Annotated in this window: 23 protein-coding genes and 1 tRNA gene; 17 read left to right on the top strand and 7 right to left on the bottom strand. The window is 70.9% G+C overall.

Translation table 11 applies throughout. From position 1 onward, the window contains the following. Positions 1-34: 34 nt before the first annotated feature. The 3 genes from ABE488_RS06630 to ABE488_RS06620 form a co-directional block, all read right to left on the bottom strand. A complete protein-coding gene (locus ABE488_RS06630) occupies positions 35-433 on the bottom strand; it encodes a hypothetical protein (RefSeq protein ID WP_346442287.1) in 399 nt (132 codons plus the stop codon). A gap of 202 nt (positions 434-635) precedes the next feature. Beyond that, positions 636-1,142, bottom strand: a complete 507-nt coding sequence (greB, locus tag ABE488_RS06625; RefSeq protein WP_346447563.1) for a transcription elongation factor GreB — start codon at positions 1,140-1,142, stop codon at positions 636-638. Next, positions 1,139-2,629, bottom strand: a complete 1,491-nt coding sequence (locus tag ABE488_RS06620) for a helicase HerA-like domain-containing protein (RefSeq protein ID WP_346447562.1) — start codon at positions 2,627-2,629, stop codon at positions 1,139-1,141. The genes greB and ABE488_RS06620 overlap by 4 nt, the downstream gene beginning before the upstream one ends. Positions 2,630-2,746: 117 nt before the next feature. Here ABE488_RS06620 and ABE488_RS06615 point away from each other — a divergent pair, with 117 nt between their 5' ends. Further along, on the top strand, positions 2,747-4,060 hold the full coding sequence (locus tag ABE488_RS06615) for a hypothetical protein (protein ID WP_346447561.1): 1,314 nt from the start codon (positions 2,747-2,749) through the stop codon (positions 4,058-4,060). A gap of 78 nt (positions 4,061-4,138) precedes the next feature. Beyond that, complete coding sequence (locus ABE488_RS06610; protein WP_346442291.1) at positions 4,139-5,698, top strand: transglycosylase SLT domain-containing protein; 1,560 nt, start codon at positions 4,139-4,141, stop codon at positions 5,696-5,698. Positions 5,699-5,749: 51 nt separating this feature from the next. Here ABE488_RS06610 and asd read toward each other — a convergent pair whose 3' ends face one another. Both asd and ABE488_RS06600 read right to left on the bottom strand, forming a co-directional pair. Then, positions 5,750-6,598, bottom strand: a complete 849-nt coding sequence (gene asd / locus ABE488_RS06605; RefSeq protein ID WP_346442292.1) for an archaetidylserine decarboxylase — start codon at positions 6,596-6,598, stop codon at positions 5,750-5,752. Then, positions 6,595-7,260 (bottom strand): SCO family protein, encoded by a 666-nt coding sequence (locus tag ABE488_RS06600; RefSeq protein WP_346447560.1) that lies wholly within the window; start codon positions 7,258-7,260, stop codon positions 6,595-6,597. Before ABE488_RS06600 ends, asd begins: the two co-directional genes overlap by 4 nt. A 134-nt stretch (positions 7,261-7,394) precedes the next feature. On the opposite strand from ABE488_RS06600, the gene prmB reads away from it, so the two are divergent. From prmB to ABE488_RS06565, 7 genes are all read left to right on the top strand, one after another. Further along, a complete protein-coding gene (prmB, locus tag ABE488_RS06595) occupies positions 7,395-8,366 on the top strand; it encodes a 50S ribosomal protein L3 N(5)-glutamine methyltransferase (protein ID WP_346442294.1) in 972 nt (323 codons plus the stop codon). Between the two features lie 78 nt (positions 8,367-8,444). Continuing rightward, positions 8,445-9,563, top strand: a complete 1,119-nt coding sequence (gene aroC, locus ABE488_RS06590; protein WP_346447559.1) for a chorismate synthase — start codon at positions 8,445-8,447, stop codon at positions 9,561-9,563. Continuing rightward, entirely contained in the window at positions 9,556-10,572 is a 1,017-nt protein-coding gene (locus tag ABE488_RS06585) for a D-glycerate dehydrogenase (protein ID WP_346447558.1), read from the top strand. The genes aroC and ABE488_RS06585 overlap by 8 nt, the downstream gene beginning before the upstream one ends. 75 nt (positions 10,573-10,647) lie before the next feature. Then, the gene (locus ABE488_RS06580; protein ID WP_346447557.1) at positions 10,648-11,676 is read left to right on the top strand and encodes an aspartate-semialdehyde dehydrogenase; all 1,029 of its coding nucleotides are present in this window, start codon (positions 10,648-10,650) and stop codon (positions 11,674-11,676) included. A gap of 77 nt (positions 11,677-11,753) precedes the next feature. Further along, entirely contained in the window at positions 11,754-13,565 is a 1,812-nt protein-coding gene (locus tag ABE488_RS06575; RefSeq protein ID WP_346447556.1) for a FimV/HubP family polar landmark protein, read from the top strand. A 7-nt stretch (positions 13,566-13,572) separates the two neighbouring features. Beyond that, on the top strand, positions 13,573-14,361 hold the full coding sequence (gene truA / locus ABE488_RS06570) for a tRNA pseudouridine(38-40) synthase TruA (RefSeq protein ID WP_346442299.1): 789 nt from the start codon (positions 13,573-13,575) through the stop codon (positions 14,359-14,361). Beyond that, the gene (locus tag ABE488_RS06565) at positions 14,358-14,987 is read left to right on the top strand and encodes a phosphoribosylanthranilate isomerase (RefSeq protein ID WP_346447555.1); all 630 of its coding nucleotides are present in this window, start codon (positions 14,358-14,360) and stop codon (positions 14,985-14,987) included. The genes truA and ABE488_RS06565 overlap by 4 nt, the downstream gene beginning before the upstream one ends. Before the next feature lie 40 nt (positions 14,988-15,027). Here the strand turns inward: ABE488_RS06565 and ABE488_RS06560 are convergent, their stop codons facing one another. Beyond that, on the bottom strand, positions 15,028-15,912 hold the full coding sequence (locus tag ABE488_RS06560) for a LysR family transcriptional regulator (RefSeq protein ID WP_346447554.1): 885 nt from the start codon (positions 15,910-15,912) through the stop codon (positions 15,028-15,030). A 97-nt stretch (positions 15,913-16,009) separates the two neighbouring features. On the opposite strand from ABE488_RS06560, the gene trpB reads away from it, so the two are divergent. The 5 genes from trpB (at position 16,010) to ABE488_RS06535 (ending at position 21,317) form a co-directional block, all read left to right on the top strand. Then, entirely contained in the window at positions 16,010-17,227 is a 1,218-nt protein-coding gene (gene trpB, locus ABE488_RS06555; RefSeq protein ID WP_346447553.1) for a tryptophan synthase subunit beta, read from the top strand. Beyond that, positions 17,224-18,054, top strand: coding sequence for a tryptophan synthase subunit alpha (gene trpA, locus ABE488_RS06550; protein ID WP_346447552.1), 831 nt, complete (start codon positions 17,224-17,226; stop codon positions 18,052-18,054). Before trpB ends, trpA begins: the two co-directional genes overlap by 4 nt. Before the next feature lie 79 nt (positions 18,055-18,133). Then, positions 18,134-19,015 carry an acetyl-CoA carboxylase, carboxyltransferase subunit beta gene (accD, locus tag ABE488_RS06545; protein ID WP_346442304.1) on the top strand — a complete coding sequence of 294 codons (882 nt, stop codon included), beginning with the start codon at positions 18,134-18,136 and terminating at the stop codon, positions 19,013-19,015. After that, positions 19,012-20,361: a phosphoglucosamine mutase gene (glmM, locus tag ABE488_RS06540; RefSeq protein WP_346442305.1), complete on the top strand. Its 1,350-nt coding sequence runs from the start codon at positions 19,012-19,014 to the stop codon at positions 20,359-20,361. Before accD ends, glmM begins: the two co-directional genes overlap by 4 nt. 17 nt (positions 20,362-20,378) lie before the next feature. Then, positions 20,379-21,317, top strand: a complete 939-nt coding sequence (locus tag ABE488_RS06535) for a 2-oxoglutarate and iron-dependent oxygenase domain-containing protein (protein WP_346442306.1) — start codon at positions 20,379-20,381, stop codon at positions 21,315-21,317. Between the two features lie 676 nt (positions 21,318-21,993). Here the strand turns inward: ABE488_RS06535 and ABE488_RS06530 are convergent. Further along, positions 21,994-22,707, bottom strand: a complete 714-nt coding sequence (locus ABE488_RS06530; protein ID WP_346442307.1) for a DUF481 domain-containing protein — start codon at positions 22,705-22,707, stop codon at positions 21,994-21,996. Between the two features lie 173 nt (positions 22,708-22,880). Between ABE488_RS06530 and tpiA the strand changes: the two genes are divergently transcribed. The 3 genes from tpiA to ABE488_RS06515 all read left to right on the top strand — a co-directional run bounded on the left by tpiA (position 22,881) and on the right by ABE488_RS06515 (position 24,253). Then, positions 22,881-23,633, top strand: a complete 753-nt coding sequence (tpiA, locus tag ABE488_RS06525; RefSeq protein WP_346442308.1) for a triose-phosphate isomerase — start codon at positions 22,881-22,883, stop codon at positions 23,631-23,633. Positions 23,634-23,672: 39 nt separating this feature from the next. Beyond that, on the top strand, positions 23,673-24,107 hold the full coding sequence (gene secG / locus ABE488_RS06520; RefSeq protein WP_346447551.1) for a preprotein translocase subunit SecG: 435 nt from the start codon (positions 23,673-23,675) through the stop codon (positions 24,105-24,107). 61 nt (positions 24,108-24,168) lie between these two features. Continuing rightward, a tRNA-Leu gene (locus ABE488_RS06515) sits at positions 24,169-24,253 on the top strand. The last annotated feature ends 42 nt before the right edge of the window (positions 24,254-24,295 follow it).

Here is a 24,295-nt window from a genome sequence, read left to right as displayed (position 1 = left end):
GGGCGCAGGTCCGGCGCGCGTGCCCTCGGCGGATCTACGGTGCGGGCTCGGTCTGAGTGACCGTTTCGACATAAGCCCAGGCCGCCGCCTCGATCGCGTCGATCGCCGCGATCGCGCCGGGCAGCAAGGCCCGTCCGCCGTCGCCGCCATCGTCGCGCATCTGCCCTGAGGCGTTGTAGTCGACCAGGGCCTGCCAGGCCGGCAAGCGCGCCTCGACGGTCGCAAGCAACCGCCGCAGCGCCGCGTCCGCCGTGCCATCCTCGTGCACCGACAGCGCGGCCTGCGCCCGCGCGCGGAACGCGGCGTCGAAGTGGTGGGTGTCGGTCCGGGCCTTCCAGAACGCGCCGAGCCGGAACCGCTCGTCATCGGCCGCGCGCGCGTTGCGCCCCGATGGACCCGTGCCACGTTCGATCAGGAATGGCCGCAGCCGCATGGCGAGCGCCGCATGGGCGTCGAGCGTTGTATCAGCAGGCGTCGGGGCGGTTGCGGCCGCCGGCAATGTGGGGGCGGCGCCGGGGCTGCAGGCGGCGAGCGCGGTCGCCAGCAAGATGAGGCCGGCGCAGGTCCCGCGCGCGGGGATCCCTCTGTTCGCAGCCGCGATCGCCCGGCCACCGTGTCGGCGATTGCGGCCCATCTCAGTCGGCGGCGTAGTCGACCGAGACGATCGCGAACGTGCGCGGGCCGCCCGGCAGTTCGACCGCGACCTCGTCGTCGATGCGCCTCTTGAGCAATGCGCGCGCCAGCGGCGAATCGATGCTGATCCAGCCTTCGCGCGCGTCGGTCTCGTCGGGACCGACGATGCGGTAGCGGTTGCATTGTCCGCTGTCGAGGTCTTCGAGTTCGATCCAGGCGCCGAAGAACACCGCCTCGGGATCGGTCGGCACGGTGTCGACCACCCGCAGCGCTTCGAGCCGCTTGCCGAGGTAGCGCACGCGGCGGTCGATTTCGCCCAATTGCTTCTTGCGATAGGTGTACTCGGCATTCTCCGAGCGATCGCCTTCGGCCGCCGCCGCCGACAGTGCGCGCACGACCTCGGGCCTGCGCACCCGCCACAGATCGTCGAGCTCGGCCTTGAGTCTTGCGTGGCCGCTCGGGGTGATCAGCGCGGTGCTTTTTTCCGGTGGCGGGCGCCAGCGGCTCATCGGCGCCCGATCCCGCCCAGCAGGTTGCGCACGATCCGGTTGGTGATCGAGCGCACCGCCTGCTTGCCGGCGGCCTGCACCGCGCCCTGGCGCCGTTTGGTGCCGAACAGGAACTCGTTGAGCTTCTGTTCCAGGCCGCCCTCGGCCTCGTCGGCGTCGCGGGACTTCGCCGGTGGCGCGTCGCCGGCGGTGGTCGCGGCCTGCGCACGCTGCGCCAGTCGTTCGGCGGCCGATTCGCGATTGACCGGCGCGTCGTACTTGGCGCCGACCGGACTGCCGGCGCGCACGCGCGCACGTTCGGCCTCGGTGATCGCGCCCATCCGACAGCGCGGCGGCGCGATCAGCGTGCGCTCGACCGGCGCCGGTGCGCCGCCGGCCTGCAGCATCGAGACCAGCGCCTCGCCGGTCTTGAGCGTGGAGATCGCGGCGGCGACATCGAGTGCCGGGTTGGGCACGAAGGTCTGCGCGGCGGTGCGCACGGCCTTCTGGTCGCGCGGCGTATACGCACGCAGCGCGTGCTGCACGCGGTTGCCGAGTTGGCCGAGCACGGCCTGCGGCACGTCGTCGGGGAACTGCGAACAGAAGTAGACGCCCACGCCCTTGGAGCGCACCAGCCGCACCACCTGTTCGATCCGCTGTTGCAGCGCGGCCGGCGCGTCGCCGAACAGCAGGTGCGCCTCGTCGAAGACGAATACCAGCCGCGGCTTGTCCAGATCGCCGACCTCGGGCAGCGTCTCGAACAATTGCGACAGCAGCCACAGCAGGAAGGTGGCGTACAACCGGGGCTTGAGGATCAGCCGATCGGCAGCCAGGATGCCGATCACGCCGCGGCCGTCGGTGCGCGTGCGCATCAGGTCGTCGAGCGCCAGCGCCGGCTCACCGAAGAACGGCGCGCCGCCGTCCTGTTCCAGCCGCAGCACCGCGCGCTGGATCGCCGCGACCGACGGTGCCGAGACCAGTCCGTACTCGGATGAGACCGCCTTGCGCTCCTCGGCGACCAAGCCCAGCAGCGCCCGCAGATCGTCGAGGTCGAGCAGCAGCAGGCCGCGGTCATCGGCGAGCTTGAACACGATGTCGAGCACGCCGGCCTGGGTATCGTTGAGCTCGAGGATGCGCGCCAGCAGCGTCGGTCCCATCTCGCTGACCGTCGTGCGCACCGGGTGGCCCGACACCCCGAACAGGTCCCAGAACACCACCGGGCTGGCCTCGCCGGCATAGTCGGGCACGCCGATGCGCGCGGCGCGCTCGCGCAGCGCCTCGCCGATCTCGCCCGGCATCGCCAGGCCTGCCACGTCGCCCTTCACGTCGGCCATGAACACCGGCACGCCCAGGCGCGAGAAGCCCTCGGCCAATGTGGTCAGCGTGACCGTCTTGCCGGTACCGGTCGCGCCGGCGACCAGGCCGTGACGGTTGCCCAGCGCGGGCAGCAGGTGGACGGGGCCGCCGTCGGGCGTGGTGATGGCCTTGCCGATGAGGATCGGATCCATGGATTCAGAGCGCTTGGAGGAAGTGGTGATTCTAGGACGTGGCCGCCGCCGGTGCCGGGCGGCCGTTGCGGTCCACGGCGCGCGCACAATGGACGGATGTTCTCAAGGAATGTCGCCATGCCCTCTCGACTCCCGTCGCGTCTGGTCTGCCTGATCGTTGCGGCGCTGCCCGCGCTGGTCTGGGCCTGCGCGCTGCCCGCGCCGGACGGACCGCTACCCGTGGGCCAGCAGCGCTTCGAACTGGCTGACACGACGCGGCGCGGGGTGGCAGGCGAGGCACCCGACGCGGTGCGGACCTTGCCTGTCGTCGTCTGGTACCCCGCCGCGCAGGCCGCGCCGCCGCGCCCGTATCTGCCGCAGGACGAGGCGGTGCGGCTGTTGCCGGCGCTGGCACGCAATCTGGGCTACGCCGTCGACGACACCCACGCTATCGCCGTTTGCACCGCCGCAGGCGCCGGAACGGGGGTGGCCCCGCGCCCCGACGGCGGCTTCCCGCTGGTGGTCCTGAGCCACGGCTTCTTCCTGTATGCGGCGCAGAACACCGCGTTGGCCCAGTCGCTGGCCAGCCACGGCTACGTCGTGGTGGCGCTGGGGCATCCCGGTGACGCGGTGGATCTCGCGCTGGCCGATGGTCGGGTGGTGCCCACCGACATGACCGCCGAGGCGCCGGCCCTGTTGGAATGGCGCCGACGTTTCCATGCCGCCGACGATCACGCCACGCGCACCACGCTGATCGGCGGCTACGCCCAGGCGCTGGCCGGCAGCCGGCTGGGCGCCAGCCAGGCCACCTGGCGCGAGGATGTGCTGTTCGCGGTGCACGCGCTGCAGGCCGGGCACGTGCCACCGGCGTTCGCGCCGGTGCTTGCCACGACCGACCCGCAGCGGCTGGCGATCGCCGGCATGTCCTTCGGCGGGTCGACCGCGGCGACCGCCTGCCAGCGCCTGCCGAGCTGCCGCGCGGCGGTGAGCCTGGACGGGTTGAACTTCGACCCGGGGCTCTACGATGCCGACCTCGGTCGGCCGCTGCTGGCGCTGGCCAGCGACTGGGTACGGTTTCCGCTCTACGACGGCACGCCGGCCGACCCCGCGTTCCACCACAACGACTACGCCTACGAGCGCTGGACCCAGGTTGGGCTGGCGCCGGACGTGAGCCGGCTGCGCGTGCCCGGGACCCGGCACATGGCCTTCAGCGATTTGCCGCTGCTGATGACGGAGCCGGTGCACGAGGCGCACTTCGGCGATGCGGATGCCGCGGCGACCGCGCGGGGCATCGCCGCGGTGACGCACGCGTTTCTGGCTCACCATCTCGACGCCGCGCCGGCCGCCGACCTCGATGCGGCGATCGAGGCGGCCGGCTTCGCGCGCCACGACCCGGCGCAAACGCGCGACTGGGCCCGTTCGCGGGCCCGGACCGGGCCACCGGGCGGCTGAGTCCCGGCGGTTGTCGATCGCCTTGCCCCGGCGCGACGGCGGGGGCTACCCTGCCGGCCCCTCAGAGCGAAGCCCCGCATGCCCGATTCCCGGTTCTCTTTCCCGCGCCCGTTCGCGCACCTGGGCGCGCTGGCGCTGGCGTTGGTGCTGTCCTGCCATGCCACCGATGCAAAGGCGCAGTCGCGCCGCGACCGCGAGGCCGCCGAGGCGCTGAATCAGCGCATGCTCGATGCCGAGGGGCGCTACCGCGAAGCCCTGGTACGCATCGCCAACGACGACCCGGCCGGGGTCGAGGCGAGCAATGCGGCGCTCGAGGACATGGAAGACGTGATGGTGGCCTGCGAGAAGCAGCGCGGCTGCAGCGTCCCGCAGCTGTTGACCAGCTATAAGCGCCTGCTCAAGGCCGACGCCGACGCGCAGGCCGGGCAGGGCGAGGACGACGCCCCGTCCGATGCGCTGGACGTCGCGCTGCCGACCGCCGATGTGCCGGCGGGCGCCAGCGCGTCGGCGCTGCTGAGCGAGGACGAGCGGTTCAAGCGCATGGTCGAGCTCAACCCCGCCGTCCAGGCCGGCATCCGCCGCTGGCTCACCGACATGCGCGTGTCGCTGATCACCAGTCACGAGAACTACCAGTACATGCGGCATCTGATGTCCCCGGCCTTCAAGCGCAGCGGGCTGCCCGAGGCGCTGCTGTTCGGCATCATGGCCAAGGAATCCAATGGCCGGGTGCACGCGCGTTCGCGCGCCGGCGCCGCCGGGCCTTTGCAGTTCATGCCGGCGACCGGGCGCCGGTTCGGCCTGGGTCCCGACGGCAGCGGCTTCGACACGCGCTACGACCCGCGTCAGGCGGCCGATGCGGCGGCGGTCTATCTCAATGAGCGGTTCGCCCAGCACGGCAACGAGATCGAGTACTGGCTGGCCGCCTACAACGGCGGCGAGGGGCGCGCGCTGCGCGTCTACCGCGAGGCCGCCGGTCGGCGCTTCTGGGACCCGGATGTCTACAACCAGTTCCCGCCCGAGACCCGCGATTATGTGCCGATGGTGATCGCCGCGGCGTGGCTGTACTTGCACCCGCAGGAGTATGGGCTGAGCTTCCCCAAGGTCGATGCGCGGCCGGCGACGTTCCGTCTCGAGCGGCCGGCGTCGATCTACGAGCTGACGATCTGTCTGGGCAACGGCAACACCCGCGACGGTTACATGCGCGCGCTGCGCAATCTCAATCCCAGCTACGAGGCCGAGAGCCTGCTGCCGGTCGGCACCGTGCTCAACGGCACCGTGCGCATGGCCGGGCTGTATCGCCAGTGGTGCGTGCGCGGTGCACGCGCCGATCTGGCGGCCGAACTGGTGAACAGCGACCCGCGCGCGGCGATCGTGCGGACCGGCGCGATCGAGGTGCTGCCCGACGTCAGCGCCGACGCCCCGGCGGCCCTGCCGGCCGCGCCCGCCGCCCCGCGTCCGCCGCAGGCTGCTCCGGCGCCCGCGCGCAGCCACCGCGTCGCTCGCGGCGACACCCTGGGCAAGATCGCCCAGCGTTATGGCTGCAATATCTCGACGCTCGCGCGCGCCAACGGCCTGCGCGCGCCTGCGTACGCACTCAAGCCGGGACAGACGCTGACGCTGCAGGGCTGCGCGCGCTGAACCTTGCGTGCGGCGCCCGGGCCCGCGCGTGCGGGCCGGGCGCGGTCACGGTCACGCGCCCAGGCGCGTGGCCAGCCGTTCGCCCAGGCGCACCGGCGACTCGGCGTGCAGCGCCGGCGCCAGTTCGGCCACGCCAGGCGGCAACAACACGATCACCGTCGAGCCGTAGTTGAAGCGGGCCATCTCGGCGAAACGCTCGAGCACGATGCCGCGCCCGCGGTAGTCCTTGCGCTGGATGCGGTCGCCGTAGGCGGGAATCTCCTCGCCGGCCCAGACCGTCTCCACGCCCGAGACCAGCAGCGCACCGACCATCACCTGGACCATCGGCCCGAAGTCGGTGTCGAAGTGGCACACCAGCCGCTCGTTGCGCGCGAACAACCGCGGCACGTTGGCGACCGCGTCGGTGCCGACGCTGAACAATCGGCCCGGAACGTGCACGGTCTCGCGCAGTGTGCCGGTCCAGGCCATGTGCACGCGGTGGTAGTCGCGCGGCGACAGGTACACGGTGGCGTAACGACCGTCGAGATAGGGCGCCGCGTCGTCGGCATCGCCGAGCAGTTCGGCGACCGTGAACGACTGGCCCTTGGCCTGGAAGATGCGGTCGCCGTCGATCGCGCCGCACTGGCTGATGTGGCCATCGGCCGGCATCAGCAGCGCGCGTGGGTCCGGATCGGCAGTGCGCGCGCCTTCGCGCAACGCGCGGGTGAAGAACGCATTGAAGCTGGCGTAGGACGCCGGATCGGGATTGGCCGCCTCCGACAGGTCGACGCCGAAGCGGCGCACGACCGTGTCGATCAGCCAGCGTCGCGTGCCCGGATGGGTCGAGTAGGCCAGTCGGCGCGCCATCGACGACAGCAGGCGGTGCGGCAGCGCATAGGTCAGCGTGGTGGTCAGGCTCATGGGCGGGTGTCCGCGGTCAGGCGCAACAGGTCGTCGGCGATGGCGTCGGGCCGTGGCGCCTCGCCGTTGAGCACGCTGCCCGAGACCACGCCGGCCATGCGGCCCTGGGCGTCGAGCACCGCCATCGAGGCGCTGTGGTCGATCGTGTAGGCGCCGGCCGGCGCGTCGCCGCGCAATGGCACCTTGGCGAACACCATCGACAGCGCGCGCGTGAAGCGCTCGAGCGTCGGCAGGTCGGCGGTCGCGGCGAGCGTGTCGCGGTGGAAGGCATGCGCGTAGTCGCCGAGCCGCTGCGGCGTGTCGCGCTCGGGGTCCACCGACACGAACAGCACCCGCGGCCGGGTCGCCTCCGGCAGCGCTTCCCAGCGCCGCTGGGCCTGCGCCAACTGGGTCAGCGTCATCGGGCACACGTCGGGGCATTGGGTGAACCCGATGAACACCAAGGTCCAGTGCCCGGCCAGGGCGCGGGTCGACAGCGGGGTGCCATCGGCCTGCTGCAGTTCGATCTCCGGCAGTGCACGCGGCTGGGGGTAGAGCTGCACGACCTGCAGCGGTGGGCGATCGGCGTCGGCGCCGCCGGTGAAGTAGCGCTGCGCTGCGAGCAGGCCGAGCCCGCCAGCGAGCGCGATGCACAGGATCACGAGGGTGGTGCGGTTGAACATCCGTCTGGGGCCGCCGAGTCGAGGGACCGGGCATCATAGCTCGCCGCACGTGCGCGCCTGGCGGCACGCGGGAGCGCGGCGGCCGCTGACCTATAATCGTCGGCCATCAAGCCGTCCCCCGAGCCGCGCGCGCCATGACCGAAGAACTGCAGACGATCGTCGACCTGATCCGCTACGGCGCCAGCCGCTTCAACGCCGCCGGGCTGACCTTCGGCCACAGCTACGACAATGCGATCGACGAGGCCACCCAACTGACCCTCCACGCGCTGCACCTGCCGCACGACCTGAGCCCGGTCTACGGGCAGTCGCGGGTCACGCTGGCCGAGAAGGAAGACGTGCTGGGCCTGTTCCTGCGCCGTATCGAGGAGCGGGTCCCGGCGGCCTACCTGACCGGCGAGGCGTGGTTCGCCGGGCTGAGCTTCAAGTCCGACCGCCGTGCGCTGGTGCCGCGTTCGCCGATCGCCGAGCTGATTCTGTCCGGCTTCGAGCCGTGGCTGGGCGGCCGCGAGGTGCGCCGCGCGCTGGATCTGTGCACCGGCTCGGGCTGCATCGCGATCGCGATGGCCCACCACAACCCCGATTGGCATGTCGACGGCGTCGACCTCAGCGACGAGGCGCTGACGCTGGCAGCCGAGAACGAGGCCCGGCTGGAGGTGCGCAACACGCGGTTCCTCAAGTCCGACCTGTTCGCGGGCCTGCAGGGCGAGCACTACGACCTGATCGTGACCAATCCGCCCTACGTGACCAACGACGAGACCGATGCGCTGCCGCGCGAGTACGGCTACGAGCCCGAGATGGGCTTGCGCGCCGGCGACGACGGTCTGGACCTGGTGCTGAAGATCCTGCGCGATGCGCCGCTGCACCTGACCGAAGACGGGCTGCTGATCTGCGAAGTCGGCGAATCGGAGCAGCATCTGGTCAAGCTGCTGCCCGAACTGCCCCTGCTGTGGGTCGAGTTCCAGGTCGGGCAGATGGGCGTGTTCGTCGTCGAGCGCCGCGACCTGGCCGTACACAATGCGCGCATTGCCGAGCTTGCGGCCGCGCGCGAATCGACCCCGGTCGCGGGCCCCGACGTGGCGGGCGGCTCGGCCAGCGACCTGTTCTGACGCACCGCACCACGGGCCGGCTCAGCGCGTTAAGCTTGGCGGCCCTCCGTTTCGACGGCGCGCCCGCGCCGTGGTGCCATGTCCAGCAATCGTTTCGGCCAGCTGTTCAGCGTCACGACCTTCGGCGAGAGCCACGGGCCGGCGATCGGCTGCGTGGTCGATGGCTGCCCGCCGGGCATCGCGCTCGCGCCTGAGGATTTCGTCCATGATCTGGCGCGCCGGGCGACCGGCAAGAGCCGGCACACCTCGGCGCGTCGCGAGGCCGATGCCGTCGAGATCCTCAGCGGCGTCTACGAAGGCACCACCACCGGGACGCCGATCGCGCTGTTGATCCGCAATACCGACCAGCGCAGCAAGGACTACGCCAACATCGCCGCGCAGTTCCGGCCCGGCCATGCCGATTACGCGTATTGGCAGAAGTACGGCATCCGCGATCCGCGCGGCGGCGGACGTTCGTCGGCGCGCGAGACGACGATGCGCGTGGCGGCGGGCACGATCGCCAAAAAGTGGCTCGCGCAGCGCCACGGGGTCCAGGTGCACGGCTGGCTGTCGCAACTGGGCGAACTCAAGCCGTCGGTGTCCGACCCCCAGGCGATCGACTGGGCCGTGGTCGAGGCCAACCCGTTCTTCTGGCCGGATGCGGCGCAGGTGCCCGAGCTCGAGGCCTACATGGATGCCTTGCGCAAGTCCGGCGATTCGGTCGGCGCGCGCGTGACCGTGGTCGCCGACGGCGTGCCGCCGGGCTGGGGCGCGCCGATCTACGGCAAGCTCGACGGCGACCTGGCGGCGGCGATGATGTCGATCAATGCGGTCAAGGGCGTGGAAGTCGGCGACGGCTTCGCAGCGGTCGCCCAGCGCGGCAGCGTGCACCGCGACCTGATGATGCCGGCCGGCTTCGCATCCAACCATGCCGGCGGCGTGCTCGGTGGCATCAGCACCGGCCAGCAGATCGTGGTCTCGACCGCGTTCAAGCCGACGTCGAGCCTGCGCCTGCCGGTCGACGGCGTCGACGTCGACGGCAACGTCGTCGAGGTGGTGACCACCGGCCGCCACGATCCGTGTGTGGGCATCCGCGCCACGCCGATCTGCGAAGCGATGCTGGCGCTGGTGCTGATGGACCAGGCCCTGCGCCATCGCGCGCAGTGCGGCGATGTCGGCGAGGTCGGGCCGCGGATCCCGGGGCGCCTCGATGGCTGAGCCGCGTCCGCGGGTCTGGGTCGCGCAGCCGCTGTTCGACGACATCGTCGCGCGGCTGCATGCACACTTCGATGTCGTGCAGGTGCCCTCGGTCGTCGAGCACGACGCGGCCGCGGTCGCCGCCGCGTTGCGCGACGCCGACGGCGCGCTGGTGACCCTCAACGAGCGCATCGGCCAGGCCGAGATCGCCGCGGCGCCGCGCCTGCGTGCGATCGCCAATGTCGGCGTGGGCTACAACAATCTCGATATCGCCGCGCTGCACGCGCGCGGCATCGTCGCGACCAATACGCCCGACGTGCTGACCGAGACCACCGCCGACTTCGGCTTTGCGATGATGATGGCCGCCGCGCGCCGTATCACCGAGGCCGAACGCCACCTGCGCGCGGGCCGCTGGCAGGGCTGGAACTTCAAGGACCTGCTGGGCGCCGATCTGCACGGCAGCACGCTGGGCATCCTGGGCATGGGGCGGATCGGGCAGGGCATCGCCCGGCGCGCCGCCGGTTTCGACATGCGCGTGTGCTACCACAATCGCAGCCGCCTGCAGGCGGAGGTCGAGCGCAGCTGCAACGCGCATTACGTCGAGTTCGATGCGCTGTTCGCGCAGGCCGACCACCTGGTCCTGGTGTTGCCGTACTCGGCTGCCAGCCACCACATCGTCGATGCGGCCGCGCTGGCGCGGATGAAGCCGACGGCGACGCTGACCAACATCGCCCGCGGCGGCATCGTCGACGAGGGCGCGCTGGCCGACGCGCTGGCGCATGGCCGCCTGGCATCGGCGGCGCTCGACGTGTTCGAAGGCGAACCCGACGTCGACCCGCGCTTGCTTGCGCTCGACAACGTGGTACTGACCCCGCACATCGCCAGCGGCAGCCTGGCCACGCGCCGGGCGATGGTCGCGCTGGCGGTGGACAACCTGATCGCCGCACTGGGCGCCGGCCCCGATGCCGGTCATCCGCCGAGCCCGATCGCGCCGGTCGGCCAGGATGCGAAACGACCGGGAACCGCCTGAGTTCCCGGCGAGCGGTTCCCCGAACCCCGATCAGTGCCCGCGTCTCCCACGTCCCCTTTTTCGAGAGTGCCTGTCATGTCCCAGTCTCCCTCCCGCGCCTTCCGCGTCGCTGTCGTCGGTGCCACCGGTGCCGTCGGTGACACCATGTTGTCGATCCTCGCCGAACGCGATTTCCCGGTGTCCGAACTCGTCGCCCTGGCAAGCGAGCGCTCGGCCGGCACCACCGTCAAGTTCGGCGACGAGGACATCGTCGTGCAGGACCTGGCGACGTTCGACCCGACCGGCGTCGACATCGCGCTGTTCTCGGCCGGCGGCGATACGAGCAAGGCGTACGCACCGAAGTTCGCCGCGGCCGGTGCGGTCGTCATCGACAACAGTTCGGCGTTCCGCTACGACGACGACGTGCCGCTGGTGGTCAGCGAGGTCAATCCCGAGGCGGCCCGCAACCGCCCGCGCGGCATCATCGCCAATCCCAACTGCTCGACCATGCAGATGCTGGTCGCACTGGCGCCGCTGCACCGGCAGGCGGGCATCGTGCGGATCAACGTCGCCACCTACCAGTCGGTCTCGGGCGCGGGGCGCTCGGCGATGGAGGAACTTGGCCGCCAGACCGGCGACCTGCTGAACTTCCGCGATCTCGACCCGCAGAAGTTCCCGGTGCAGATCGCCTTCAACCTGATCCCGCACATCGACGACTTCCTGGACAACGGCTTCACCAAGGAGGAAATGAAGCTGGTCTGGGAGACGCGCAAGATCCTCGGCGACGACAGCATCCTGGTGAACCCGACCGCGGTCCGCGTGCCGGTGTTCTACGGGCACTCGGAAGCGGTGGCGGTGGAAACGCGCGACAAGCTCACTGTCGAGGCGGCGCGTGCGCTGCTGGCGCAGGCGCCCGGCGTGGAGGTCGTCGACGAGCGGCGCGCGGGCGGCTATCCGACCCCGGTCACCCACGCCTCCGGCCGCGACGCGGTGTTCGTGGGCCGCATCCGTGAAGATCTCTCGCATCCCCATGGCCTGAACCTGTGGATCGTCTCGGACAACATCCGCAAGGGCGCCGCGCTCAATGCGGTGCAGGTGGCCGAACTGGTCGCAGCGGAGCGCTGAGCATGCGCGCTGGCTGCTCGCCGGGCGCGACGTCGCCGACGTTGCGCAGCGCAGCGGCCGGCCGCTACAGTCGTGCGATGGATCGGGGGAAGATCGTGTCGCGCATCGTGCAGCCCCTGCTGGTGGCGAGCGTGTTGCTGGGCGTCGCCGGGCCGGCATTGGCGCTGGGACTGGGGCGCATCGAGGTCCGCTCGCAGCAGGGCGAACCCTTGCTGGCCGAGATTCCAGTGATCTCCAGCGACCCGGCCGAACTGCGCCAGTTGCAGGCCCGGCTGGCGTCCCCGGAGACCTTCGCCCGCATCGGCCTGGCGCCGCCGCGTGGCGTGGTGTCGGACCTGCGCTTCGGCGTCGCGCTCGATGCCCGTGGCCGGCCGGTGATCCGCGTCACCAGTGCCGCACCGGTGCAGCAACCGGCGCTCGCTTTCCTGGTCGAGGTCGATTGGGGGCAGGGCAAGCTGGTGCGCGAGTACTCGGCGCTGCTCGCGGTTCCCGACACCGTCGCGGCCGAAGCGCAGCCGGCGATCCAGGCGCCGGTCGCCGTGCCGGCCGATGCGATCGTGCGGCCGCCGGCCGCTGCTGCCGCCGACACGCCCGCTGGAACCAGCCCGGTGCAGGCACAGGCGCAAGGCGCGACACAACAGGCGCAGCCGCCGGCGCCCGCGCCGCCGGTGCGTGCAGCGCCCAGGCCTGCGCCTGCGCCGCCTGCGCCGCCTGCAGCCAACGCGGTCCAGCCGGCGACCGCCGATCGCGCGCAGACGCTGCCGGCCGTCCGCCCCGGCCAGACGCTGTCGACGATCGCCGCGCCCTTGGCGCGCGAGGCCGGCATCAGCGTCAACCAGGCGATGGTGTTGCTGCTGCGGCACAACCCCGATGCCTTCATCGGCGGCAATCTCAACCTGATCCGCCAAGGCGCCGTGTTGCGTGTGCCCCCGCGCGATGACTGGGCCGAGGCCGGCACCGCCGAGGCCGATGCGCTGGTGCGCCAGCAGGTGGGGCAGTGGCGCGACATGCGCCGGCCGGCGTCTGCACCGGCCGAGGCCGGGTCGCCGGTCGCGACGGCGACGCCCGCCGCCACGACGCCGCCACCAACTGCGCCCCGTGCCGCACCGGCGGCGATTGCCGCGCCATCGGCCCGGCTCGAGATCACACCGCCGGTCGGCGACGCTGCGTCGGCGGCGACACAGTCGGGCATCGCGGCCGGCGCTGGAGGAGACATGCTGCGTCAGGACCCGCACCAGGCCGAAGAAGCCGCGATCTCGCGCGACGCCGAACTTGCCGAACTGCGGTCCCGGCTCGACGATCTGGAGCAGTTGCAACGCCAGCAGCAGCGGCTGATCGAGATGAAGGAGGCCGACCTCGCGGCTGCGCAGCAGCGTCTGGACGCGGCCACGGCATCGCAGGGCGCGCCCTGGTCCTGGCTATGGCTGGCCCCGGCGCTGCTGGTGGTCGGCGCGCTCGCATTCCTGCTCGGTCGCCGTGGCCGCCGGGCGGCACCGGCGCGGACGACCCCAAGTGCCGCGGACGGCTCGCCGACCGCCGCGCAGCCGGCCGACGCTGTGCCCGCGTTCGCGCGGTCGGCGCCGCCTCCCGCAGCGCCGGGACCTGCGCCCGTTGTGCCGGCCGCAGGTGGGCCGACCTGGCATGTCGGCGATGCGCCTTCGGCGGCCGACGCCGCGCCTGCGCCAGCGCCAGATGTGTCTGCCCCGGTCGAGCTCGATCGCGGCGATGCGGTCGAGCCGCCGCCCGGCATCGAGCGTCTGGAACTCGCCCGTGCCTACATCGATCTGGGCGATGTCGAGACCGCGCGCAGCCTGCTGCAGGATGTGGTCGATGGCGGCGACCCGGTCGCCGCGGCCGAGGCCGCGCGCTTGCTGCGCACACTCGGCTGATCGCGCGATGCGATTCGCGCTGGGCGTCGAGTACGACGGCAACGGCTTTCTGGGCTGGCAACGGCTGAGCAAGGCCGGCGAGGGCGGGCAGGAGTCGGTGCAGGCCGCGCTGGAGACGGCGCTGTCGAAGATCGCCGCGCATCCGGTGGCCACCGTGTGCGCCGGGCGCACCGATGCCGGCGTCCACGCGCAGTGCCAGGTCGTGCATTTCGATACCGACGCTGCGCGCGCGCCGCGCGCCTGGATGCTCGGTGCGACCACGTTGATGCCGCCGCAGGTCAGCGTGCGTTGGTGCCAGCCAGTGCCCGAGACATTCAATGCGCGCTTCTCCGCGCGCGCGCGGCATTACCGCTACCGCATCCTCAACCGCCAGGTGCGCCCGGCGCTGCACCGGCAATACCTGTCGTGGGAACTGCGGCCACTCGACGCGGCTGCGATGCATCGTGCGGCCCAGGCGCTGGTCGGCGAGCAGGATTTCTCCGCATTCCGCACCGTGCACTGCCAGGCGCCGCACGCGCGCCGCGACCTGCAGCGCATCGCGGTCCGCCGCGATGGCGACGAGGTCGTCGTCGAGGTGCAGGCCAACGCGTTCCTGCACCACATGGTCCGCAACATCGTCGGCTCGCTGCTCGAAGTCGGTGCCGGGGCGCAGCCGGAAAGCTGGATCGCCGAGGTGTTGGCCGGCCGCGATCGACGTCTCGCTGGCCCGACCGCCCCTGCCGCCGGCCTGGTGTTCCTCGGGCCGCTGTATCCGCCGGAGTGGGAGCTGCCGGCGGAGGTCACGCTAACGCCATGAGTGCGGTCCAGATCAAATTCTGTGGGCTGACCCGGCGCGAGGACGTCGAGACTGCGGTCGCACTCGGCGTCGACCATGTCGGCTTCGTGTTCGCGGCGCGCAGCCCGCGCCGGCTCGATCTCGATCGGGCCCAGGCGCTGCGCGCGATCGTGCCGCCACAGGTGCAGGTGATCGCGTTGACGATGGACAACGCCGCTGCCGAGGTCGCGGCGATCGTCGAGGGCTTGGCCCCCGACGTGCTGCAGTTCCACGGCAACGAGGGCGCCGCATTCTGTCGTGGCTTCGGGCGGCCTTACTGGAAGGCGATCGCGATGGGCGGCGATCCGGCTACCGCGTTGCGCACGCTCGCCGATTGGCCCGATGCCGCGGCGTTCCTGTTCGACGGCCATGCGGCCGGCGAGCCGGGCGGCGGCGGCGCGCGCTTCGACTGGGCGGCGCTGCCCGCGACGCTCGACCGGCCGTTCTGGCTGGCGGGTGGCCTGGATGCCGCCAATGTGGCACAGGCGATCGCGACCGCGCGGCCGGCGGGGGTCGACGTGTCGAGCGGGATCGAATCGGCACCCGGCTGCAAGGACGCCGAGCGCATGCGTGCGTTCGTGGCGGCGGTGCGGGGGATCGCGTCCTAGCCGGGTTCGGCGCAGGGCTGGCGACGCTTGCGCGCGGTGGTCATGCCAGTTCCCGCGACAGCCAGTCCGCCAGGGCGTCGGCGCGCGCATCGTCGCCGTCGCGCGGGCTCGCGAGCACCCACTGCGCGCCGGTGGTGGCAAAGCCCCAGGGGGCGAGCAGGCGGCCGGCAGCGAGATCGTCGGCGACCAGTTCCTGCGGCGCGATCGCGACGCCGAGCCCGGCGACCGCGGCCTCGAGCAAGAAGTAGAGATGCTCGAATCCCGTGCCCAGGGCCTGGGGTGGCGCTGCGCCCGCGGCGGCGGCCCAGGCGGGCCAGGCCTGCGGCCGGGAGATCGTGTGCAGCAGCGGCTCGCGCAGCAGGGCGTCTGGCGCGAGCGTGCGCAGGCGCGCGACCTCCGGATGCCGTGGGCTGATCACCGGCCCGACGCGTTCGGGCGCCAGCGGGCGCACGCGCCAGGTGGCAGGCCAAGGCGCCTGGCCGATCAGCAGCGCAGCATCGAAGCCGGCGAGCTTGGGTGGAAACGCGCCCTCGTGCGGCGAGAGGTGCAAGCGCAGCTCAGGCAACGCCCCGGCCAGCCGCGGCAGGCGCGGGATCATCCAGCGTGCGACCAGGCTGCCCGGGCAACCGAGCACCAATGCGGCATCGCCCTGCGTGCGCCGGATCGTCGCGACCGCGCCGCGCAGGCGCGCGAAGGCATCGCCGGCCGCGTCGCGCAGGCGTTCCCCGGCCGGCGTCAGCCGCAGGCCGCGGCCGGCACGCACGAACAACGGCGTGCCCAACGCGTCCTCGAGCAGTCGCACCTGGCGACTGACCGCGCCGTGGGTCACGTGCAGGGCCTCGGCGGCCCGGGTGAGGCTACCCAGCCGGGCGGCGGCCTCGAATGCACGCACGGCATTGAGCGACGGCAGGTCGGCATCGGTCATCTGTGAGATTTCCTGACGGAATGGTCAGATCTTATCGGTTCCTGGGCCTGGACGTGTGCGCTAGAGTGCAAGCCATCATCTCCGCCGTGTCTGTTCGATGTCCAACGCTCCGATCACCGATTTCCACGCCTATCCCGATGCCGCCGGCCACTTCGGTCGCTACGGGGGCCGCTTCATCGCCGAGACGCTGGTCGGGCCGGTCGCCGAGCTTGCGGCCGCCTACGATGCCGCGAAGGTCGATCCCGCTTTCCAGCAGGCGTTCGACGCTGACCTCGCGCATTACGTCGGTCGGCCCAGTCCGATCTATCACGCGCAGCGGCTCAGCGACGCGGTCGGCGGAGCGCGCATCCTGCTCAAGCGCGAGGACCTCAACCACACTGGTGCGCACAAGATCAACAACACCATCGGCCAGGCGCTGCTCGCCAGCCGCATGGGCAAGACCCGGATCATCGCCGAGACCGGCGCCGGCCAGCACGGCGTGGCCTCGGCGACTGTCGCCGCGCGCCTCGGGCTTGAATGCGTGGTCTACATGGGCGCGACCGACATCGAGCGGCAGAAGATCAACGTCTACCGCATGCGCCTGCTCGGCGCGCAGGTGGTGCCGGTGACCTCGGGCTCGGCGACGCTCAAGGACGCGCTCAACGAGGCCATGCGCGACTGGGTCACGAACATCGCCGACACCTTCTACATCATCGGCACCGTCGCCGGTCCCGACCCGTACCCGCGCATGGTGCGCGACTTCAATGCCATCGTCGGCCGCGAGGCGCGCGCGCAGATGCTCGCCGAGTACGGGCGGCTGCCCGACGCGATCACTGCGTGCGTGGGCGGCGGCAGCAACGCGATCGGCCTGTTCCATGCCTTCCTCAACGACCGGGGTGTGCGCATCGTCGGGGCCGAGGCTGCTGGCGACGGCATCGCGACCGGGCGCCACGCCGCCTCGATCGCGGCCGGCCGGCCGGGTGTGCTGCACGGCAACCGAACCTATGTGATCTGCGACGACGACGGCCAGATCACCGAGACCCACTCGGTCTCGGCCGGCCTCGACTACCCGGGCGTCGGCCCCGAGCATGCGTTCCTGGCCGACGCCGGCCGCGCGCAGTACGTCGGCGTCACCGACGACGAAGCGTTGGCCGCGTTCCACCAGCTCGCCCGGACCGAGGGCATCCTCGCTGCACTCGAATCCAGCCATGCGATCGCCCAGGCGATCAAGCTCGCGCGCGAACTGCCCAAGGACGCGATCGTTCTCGCGAACCTGTCGGGCCGCGGCGACAAGGACGTGCACACGATCGCCGGGCGCGAGGGGTTCACGCTGTGAGCGCGGCCACCGGATCTCGCACGTCCCGCCTCGACGCCTGCTTCGCCGCGTTGCGCGCCAGCGGCCGCAAGGCTCTGATCCCGTTTGTCACCGCCGGCGATCCGTCGCTGGAGGCGACGGTGCCTGTGATGCATGCGCTGGTCGACGCGGGCGCGGACATCCTGGAACTGGGCGTGCCGTTCTCCGACCCGATGGCCGACGGCCCGACGATCCAGCGCAGTTCCGAACGCGCACTCCAGCGTGGCGCGGGCATGGCCTGGGTGCTCGATGCGGTACGTGCGTTCCGGGCGAAGGATGTCGCCACGCCGGTCGTGCTGATGGGCTATCTCAATCCGGTCGACATCCGCGGCCCGGTGGCCTTCGCTGCGCAGGCGCGCGATGCCGGCGTCGACGGCGTGCTGCTGGTGGACCTGCCCCCGGAGGAGGCCGGCGAGTACCGCGCCGCCTTCGATGTCCAAGGGCTGGCGCTGATCCTGCTGGCCTCGCCGACGACCGATGCCGCCCGCATCGAGAGCCTGTGCGCCCAGGCGCAGGGCTACCTGTACTACGTCAGCTTCGCCGGGGTCACTGGTGCGTCCGACCGGCTCGATCCGACGCAGGCCTCGACCCGGTTGCAGGCCCTGCGCCGGGCCAGCCACGCGCCGGTCGTCGCCGGGTTCGGTATCCGCGATGCCGCCGGGGCCGCGGCGATGGCGGCCGACGCCGATGGCGTGGTCGTGGGCAGCGCCCTGGTCGCCGAGATTGCCGAGGCCGCCGATCCGGGCGAGGCCGCGCGTCGCGCCGGGGCGTTCCTGGCGCCGTTGCGGGCCGCGCTCGACGCTGCCTGAACGGCGCGGCCCGGCCCCGGCCGTCGGTTACACTTCCGCGCTTCGCGGCCCCGTACGGGCCGGCGGGAGTACACGAGCCATGTCCTGGTTGCAGAAGATCATGCCGCCGCGCATCCGCACCGATGCCGCCGCGGTCCGCAAGCGCAGCGTCCCCGAGGGCCTGTGGGAGAAGTGCGAGCGCTGCAGCGCCGTGCTCTACGGCCCCGAACTCGAAGAGAACCTCGAGGTCTGCCCCAAGTGCGGTTTCCACCGCCCGATCCGCGCACGCGCGCGCCTGAAGGCGTTCCTGGATCCGGGCAGCACGCAGGAGATCGCGGCCGATCTCGGCCCGACCGACATCCTGAAGTTCAAGGACCAGAAGAAGTATTCGGACCGCATCAAGGCCGCGCAGCGCTCGACCGGCGAGCGCGACACCCTGGTTGCGATGCAAGGCACGCTGCTGCAGCGCCCGATCGTTGCCAGCGCAATGGACTTCGCCTACATGGGCGGCTCGATGGGCTCGGTCGGCGGCGAGAAGTTCGCGCGCGCCGCCGAACAGGCGCTGGCCGCCGGTACCCCGTTCGTGAGCTTCGCCGCCAGCGGCGGCATGCGCATGCAGGAGAGCATGTTCTCGCTGATGCAGATGGCCAAGACCTCGGCCGCCCTCGGCCGCTTGCGCGACGCCGGCCTGCCGTATATCTCGGTGTTGACCAATCCGACTTTCGGCGGTGCCTCGGCGTCGTTCGCGATGCTCGGCGACATCAACATGGCCGAGCCCGAGGCGCTGATCGGTTTCGCCGGTCCGCGCGTGATCGAGCAGACCGTGCGCGAGACCCTGCCCGAGGGGTTCCAGCGCAGCGAGTTCCTGCTCGAGCACGGCGCGATCGACCAGATCTGCGACCGCCGCGAACTGCGTCCGCGCATCGCACACCTGCTGGCGCTGCTGACCCGGCAGGACGCGCCAGTCGAGGCCGCCGCGTGAGCCGCAGATACTTCGGCACAGACGGCATCCGCGGCCGGGTGGGCGAAGGCTCGATCTCGGCCGATTTCGTGCTGCGCCTGGGCAATGCCTACGGCCATTCGCTGCGCGCGCGCGGCGCCGACTGGCGGCGCCCGCAAGTGGTGATCGGCAAGGACACGCGGATCTCCAACTACATGTTCGAGGCCGCGCTCGAGGCCGGCCTGGTCGCAGCCGGCGTCGATGTGCAGCTGATGGGTCCGATGCCCACGCCTGCGGTCGCGCACCTCACGCGCTCGCTCGGCGCCGACGGCGGCATCGTGATCTCCGCCTCGCACAACCCGCACCACGACAACGGCATCAAGTTCTTCAGCGCGCAGGGCGAGAAACTCGACGATGCCACCGAACTGGCGATCGAGGCCGCGCTCGACCAGCCATTCCGCACCGTGGCGTCGGAGCGGCTGGGCAAGGCGGTGCGCACGCGCGATGCGGTCGGCCGCTATGTCGAGGCCTGCAAGGCCTCGGTGCCGCGCGGTTTCGACCTCGATGGCATGCGCATCGTCGTCGACTGCGCCAACGGCGCGACTTACCAGGTCGGGCCGATCGTGCTGCGCGAACTCGGCGCCCAGGTCGAGGTGATCGGCGCCGAGCCCAATGGCGTCAACATCAACGACGGCGTCGGTTCGACCCATCCCGAAGGCCTGGCCGCACGCGTCAGCCACAGCGGTGCGAACCTCGGCATCGCCTTCGACGGCGATGGCGACCGCGTGCTGTTCGTCGACAGCAACGGCACCGTGCGCGACGGCGACGACCTGCTGTACGTGCTGGCCGGCGACTGGCAGCAGCAGGGCCGCCTGCAAGGGCCGGTCGTCGGCACGCTGATGAGCAACTATGGCCTGGAGCGCGCGTTCGGCGAGGCCGGAATCGGCTTCCTGCGCGCCAAGGTCGGCGATCGCTACGTACACCAGGCGCTGATCGAACACGACGGCGTGCTCGGCGGCGAGACCTCCGGTCACCTGCTGTGCCTGGATCGCGCCAGCACCGGCGACGGCATCATCAGTGCGCTGCAGGTGCTCGAAGTGCTGCGCCGTCGTGGCGTTTCGCTGCAACAGGCGCTGCACGGCCTGGTCAAGGTGCCGCAGCGCACCGTCAACGTCCGCTATACGGGCGATGCGAAGCCGGCCCAGGCGCCGTCGGTGCAGGCTGCACTGGTGCAGGCGCAGACGGCGGTCGAGGGCCGCGGCCGCGCGTTCCTGCGGCCGTCGGGCACCGAGCCGGTCGTGCGCGTGACCGTTGAGGCCGACGATGCCGCGTTGATGCAAACCACACTCGATCGACTGGCCGACGCCGTGCGCGCGGCCGCTGCCTGATGCCTGGAGACCCTGTCATGACCGCCCGCATTCCGACCCTCGACATCCGACGCTTCGACACAGACCGAGACGCCTTCGTCGCCGAACTCGGCGCCGCCTACCGGCAGTGGGGCTTTGCGGGCATCAAGGGTCACGGCATTGCGCAGCCGCAGATCGATGCCGCCTACGATGTCTTCAAGGCGTTCTTCGCGCTGCCCGAGGCGACCAAGCTGCAGTACCACGTGCCCGGCGGCGGCGGCGCGCGGGGCTATACCGCTTTCGGTGTGGAGACCGCCAAGGGCGCGAAGCACTTCGATCTCAAGGAGTTTTGGCACATCGGCCGCGAGATTCCCGACGATTCGAAGTATCGCGACGTGATGCCGCCCAACCTGTGGCCATCCCAGGTGCCGGGCTTCCGCGAGCACGGTTACGGGCTGTACCAGGCGCTCGACGCGCTGGGCGCGCGGGTGTTGTCGGCGCTGGCGCTGCACATCGGCCTGCCCGAGGACTGGTTCGCCGACAAGACCGACTTCGGCAACTCGATCCTGCGCCCGATCCACTATCCGCCGATCACCGCCGATGACATCCCGAATGTGCGCGCCGGCGCGCACGAGGACATCAACCTGATCACGCTGCTGGTCGGTGCCAGTGCTGCCGGGCTGGAAGTGCGTTCGCGCGAGGGCGAGTGGGTGCCGTTCACTTCGGACGCCGACACCATCGTGGTCAACATCGGCGACATGCTGCAGCGCCTGACCAATCACGTGTATCCGTCGACGACCCACCGGGTGACCAATCCGCCGGGCGAGGCCGCACGCCAGCCGCGCTACTCGGTCCCGTTCTTCCTGCATCCCAATCCGGACTTCGTGATCGACGTGCTGCCCTCGACGGTCACCGCCGACAATCCGAGCCGCTATCCCGAGCCGATCACCGCCCAGGGCTATCTCGAGGAGCGGCTGCGCGAGATCAAGCTCAAGTAACGAGATTCGCGATGCGTTATAGCTGATTTGAAACGGCGCTTTTGGGCGCCGTTTCTTTTGGTGCTTCTCTCAACTGCGGATGAGAGTCCACTTCGGATGGGCACCGGCCTGTCAGCCGGAAGCCGCTCTTCCCTCGGTCAAGGCCGCTTCGCGGTCCGGCCACGCGAAGCACGCGTGGCGTTCGCATGGATGCGCGGCAGTGCCGCGCAGGCCATCCATGCTCGCCCTGCCTTGACTCGGGCGCGCGCCCTCCATGGCGCGCTCGACGCGGCCACCGGCTGTCAGTCCGCTGCCATAGACGTTTGCAACCCGACTTCGGGTGGATGTGAAGTCGCCCGCTGGAAGAAGTCGCGCACTGTCGGCCTCAGTGCGTCGTGCTGGTCGGGGATTGCGATAGCGGGCCATGGATGGCCCGCGGCGGCGAGTCAGCCATGGGTGAGTGCGGGCTGCTCGCGCGGCATGCCGCGCAGCCCACACGAACGCCCGGCGTGCTTCGCCGGGCCGGACCGCGGAGCGGGCTGACCGAGCCGGGGAGCAGTCCCCGGCCGGCGCGACGCTCGCTCCGGGGATGGCCCCATGATCGAGCGAGCAGAAGTAGGATCCCCTGATCTCGGCGGAGAACCTTCTTCGGGCGTTGTTGCCCCTTCGGATCGCCCCTGCACCCATCAAAAGCCTCTCAGAACCCGTACACCACGTTCACCGTCGTCAGGCGGTCGGTGCGCTGGCGGTCGTCGGTGACCTCGGTGTTGTGGCGGATCTCGAAGCCGGCCTTCAGCGCCAGGGCGTCGGTCATCTTCACCTGCACGCCGAGCTCGTTGCGGGCAAAGGTGTTGTCGCTGCCCGATTCGATCAGCAGGATGTCGTAGAGGCGGGTGCTGTCGTTGAGCTGGTGGCTGAAGTCCATGAAGCCGCGGACGATCGCCTCGTTGTTGTGCACGCGCACGTCCTGCTCCTTGGCCCAGCGGTAGCCGGGGCCGATCTCGAACACCAGTTTGGTGCGCTCGTCCATGAACGCCTCGAAACCGTAGCCGCCCGCGACCGTGGTCTGGTACTCGTTGGTGCTGAAATGGTCGCGTTCGTTGCGTGCCGACCCGAACAGATAGTGCCGCTCGCCGAGGCGGTAGCCGGACGAACCGAACAACTCGTAACGGCGCGCATTCTCGACGTCGTCGGCGGTGCCGTAGAGGAATGCGGCGTTCACGGCATGCTTCCACAGCGCATCCTCGCGGGCGAGCGCGAGCTTGCCGACGACGGTTTCGCTGTCGGTATTGCCCTTGGAGATCGCCACGCCGAGTTCGCCGGTGCCGCTCCAGCCGTCGGCAGCCAGGAGGTGGGCGGGGGCGAGTGCGAGGCAGCAAGCCAGGGCGGTGAGGATGGGGTAGGGGCGCATGCAGGACTCCAGTAATCGCAGGTGTGTCGCGGAACGAAAAAAGCCGGCATCTGCCGGCTGTGCGTATTCTGCAATGTGAAGGACGCGCTTTGAAGCCCGGCAGGGCGCTTGCGCTATGCCCTGCGGGGTCCAGCGCCTAGAATCCCCTGTTCCGCATTCATGAGGATCGCCCCATGCGTCCACGCATCGTCGCCGGCAACTGGAAGCTGCATGGCAGTCGCGAATTCGCGAGCGCGCTCGTGTCGCGGATCGCCGCGACCCCCACGCCAGGGGTCGAGGTGGTGATCCTGCCGCCATTGCCCTATCTGGGCGATTTGGCCAAAGCCTTCGCCGGTGCCCAGGGCGTCGCGTTCGGTGCCCAGGATGTCAGCAGCAACCAGGAAGGCGCCTATACCGGCGAGGTCTCGGCGACGATGCTCGTCGATGTCGGCGCGCGCTTCGGGCTGGTGGGCCATTCCGAGCGCCGGCAGTACCACCATGAGAGCAGCGAGCATGTGGGGCGCAAGTTCCTGGCGGCGGTCAACGCGGGGCTGCGGCCGATCCTGTGTGTCGGCGAATCGCTGCAGCATCGCGACGCGGGCCTCACCGAGGACGCCATCGCCGCCCAGCTGCGCCCGGTGCTCGATCTGGTCAGCGCGGCCGCCTTCGCCGACGCGGTGGTCGCCTACGAGCCGGTCTGGGCGATCGGTACCGGCCGGACCGCGTCCCCGGACCAGGCCCAGGCCGTCCACGCCTTCATCCGTAGCGAAATCGCGGCACGGGATGCTAAGATCGCCGATTCGTTGCCGATCCTGTATGGCGGCAGCGTCAAGCCCGCCAACGCGGCCGAGCTGTTCGCGCAGCCGGATGTCGACGGCGGGTTGATCGGCGGAGCCTCGCTGTCGGCCGCCGATTTCCTGGCCATCGTCGCTGCAGCCGCGCGCTGAGCGGCCCCTCGTACCACACGTTCTGCGAGCGCCCACGCAATGCTGTTCGTCTTCAACATTCTGTTTGTCATCATCGCGATCGCGATGATTGCATTGGTCCTGATGCAGCGCGGCGCCGGCGCGTCGGCCGGTTCGGGCTTTGGCGGCGGCGCCTCGGCCACGGTCTTCGGCGCACGCGGTTCGTCGAACTTCCTGTCCAAGGCCACCAAGTGGCTGGCGATCTCGTTCTTCTCGATCACCCTGTTCATGGCTTGGTACGCGATGCATCGCGCCAACCCCAATGCGCTGGACATGGATCTGGGCGTGATGGGCGCGCAGCAGGTGCCGGCCGTTCCGGCAGCGCCGCAGGGCGATGCCGCCGTGCCCGCAGCGCCTGCGGCCTCGGATGCGGTCCCGCAGGCGCCGGCCGATGCCGCGACCGTGCCGTCGGCGCCGACGCAGGACCCTGCGCCGCAGGCTCCCCAGACGGAATAATTCGCGCTACAATGCGCGGCTCCCGAGCGCTTCGGTATCGCGCCGGGAAAGTTTCAGGTTTGCCCAGGTGGCGGAATTGGTAGACGCACTACCTTGAGGTGGTAGCGGCTTAGGTCGTGGGGGTTCGAGTCCCCCCTTGGGCACCAGGAAGTACGGACGTCGGCACGCGGTGTCGCACCGGCGAAAAG

The sequence above is a fragment of the Luteimonas sp. TWI662 genome, assembly GCF_039673825.1.
Taxonomy (GTDB): domain Bacteria; phylum Pseudomonadota; class Gammaproteobacteria; order Xanthomonadales; family Xanthomonadaceae; genus Luteimonas.
This window is presented reverse-complemented; position numbering and strand designations above follow the sequence as displayed.

Bases quoted from the DNA above. Each gene is read 5' to 3' on its own strand.
- accD (WP_346442304.1), top strand. From the start codon at position 18,134: ATGTCCTGGTTGCAGAAGATCATGCCGCCGCGCATCCGCACCGATGCC.
- aroC (WP_346447559.1), top strand. From the start codon at position 8,445: ATGTCCAGCAATCGTTTCGGCCAGCTGTTCAGCGTCACGACCTTCGGC.
- ABE488_RS06610 (WP_346442291.1), top strand. From the start codon at position 4,139: ATGCCCGATTCCCGGTTCTCTTTCCCGCGCCCGTTCGCGCACCTGGGC.
- ABE488_RS06600 (WP_346447560.1), bottom strand. From the start codon at position 7,260: ATGTTCAACCGCACCACCCTCGTGATCCTGTGCATCGCGCTCGCTGGC.
- greB (WP_346447563.1), bottom strand. From the start codon at position 1,142: ATGAGCCGCTGGCGCCCGCCACCGGAAAAAAGCACCGCGCTGATCACC.
- ABE488_RS06575 (WP_346447556.1), top strand. From the start codon at position 11,754: ATGGATCGGGGGAAGATCGTGTCGCGCATCGTGCAGCCCCTGCTGGTG.
- ABE488_RS06560 (WP_346447554.1), bottom strand. From the start codon at position 15,912: ATGACCGATGCCGACCTGCCGTCGCTCAATGCCGTGCGTGCATTCGAG.
- ABE488_RS06535 (WP_346442306.1), top strand. From the start codon at position 20,379: ATGACCGCCCGCATTCCGACCCTCGACATCCGACGCTTCGACACAGAC.
- truA (WP_346442299.1), top strand. From the start codon at position 13,573: ATGCGATTCGCGCTGGGCGTCGAGTACGACGGCAACGGCTTTCTGGGC.
- tpiA (WP_346442308.1), top strand. From the start codon at position 22,881: ATGCGTCCACGCATCGTCGCCGGCAACTGGAAGCTGCATGGCAGTCGC.
- secG (WP_346447551.1), top strand. From the start codon at position 23,673: ATGCTGTTCGTCTTCAACATTCTGTTTGTCATCATCGCGATCGCGATG.
- ABE488_RS06585 (WP_346447558.1), top strand. From the start codon at position 9,556: ATGGCTGAGCCGCGTCCGCGGGTCTGGGTCGCGCAGCCGCTGTTCGAC.
- ABE488_RS06615 (WP_346447561.1), top strand. From the start codon at position 2,747: ATGCCCTCTCGACTCCCGTCGCGTCTGGTCTGCCTGATCGTTGCGGCG.
- prmB (WP_346442294.1), top strand. From the start codon at position 7,395: ATGACCGAAGAACTGCAGACGATCGTCGACCTGATCCGCTACGGCGCC.
- trpB (WP_346447553.1), top strand. From the start codon at position 16,010: ATGTCCAACGCTCCGATCACCGATTTCCACGCCTATCCCGATGCCGCC.
- ABE488_RS06630 (WP_346442287.1), bottom strand. From the start codon at position 433: ATGCGGCTGCGGCCATTCCTGATCGAACGTGGCACGGGTCCATCGGGG.
- ABE488_RS06580 (WP_346447557.1), top strand. From the start codon at position 10,648: ATGTCCCAGTCTCCCTCCCGCGCCTTCCGCGTCGCTGTCGTCGGTGCC.
- asd (WP_346442292.1), bottom strand. From the start codon at position 6,598: ATGAGCCTGACCACCACGCTGACCTATGCGCTGCCGCACCGCCTGCTG.
- ABE488_RS06565 (WP_346447555.1), top strand. From the start codon at position 14,358: ATGAGTGCGGTCCAGATCAAATTCTGTGGGCTGACCCGGCGCGAGGAC.
- ABE488_RS06620 (WP_346447562.1), bottom strand. From the start codon at position 2,629: ATGGATCCGATCCTCATCGGCAAGGCCATCACCACGCCCGACGGCGGC.
- ABE488_RS06530 (WP_346442307.1), bottom strand. From the start codon at position 22,707: ATGCGCCCCTACCCCATCCTCACCGCCCTGGCTTGCTGCCTCGCACTC.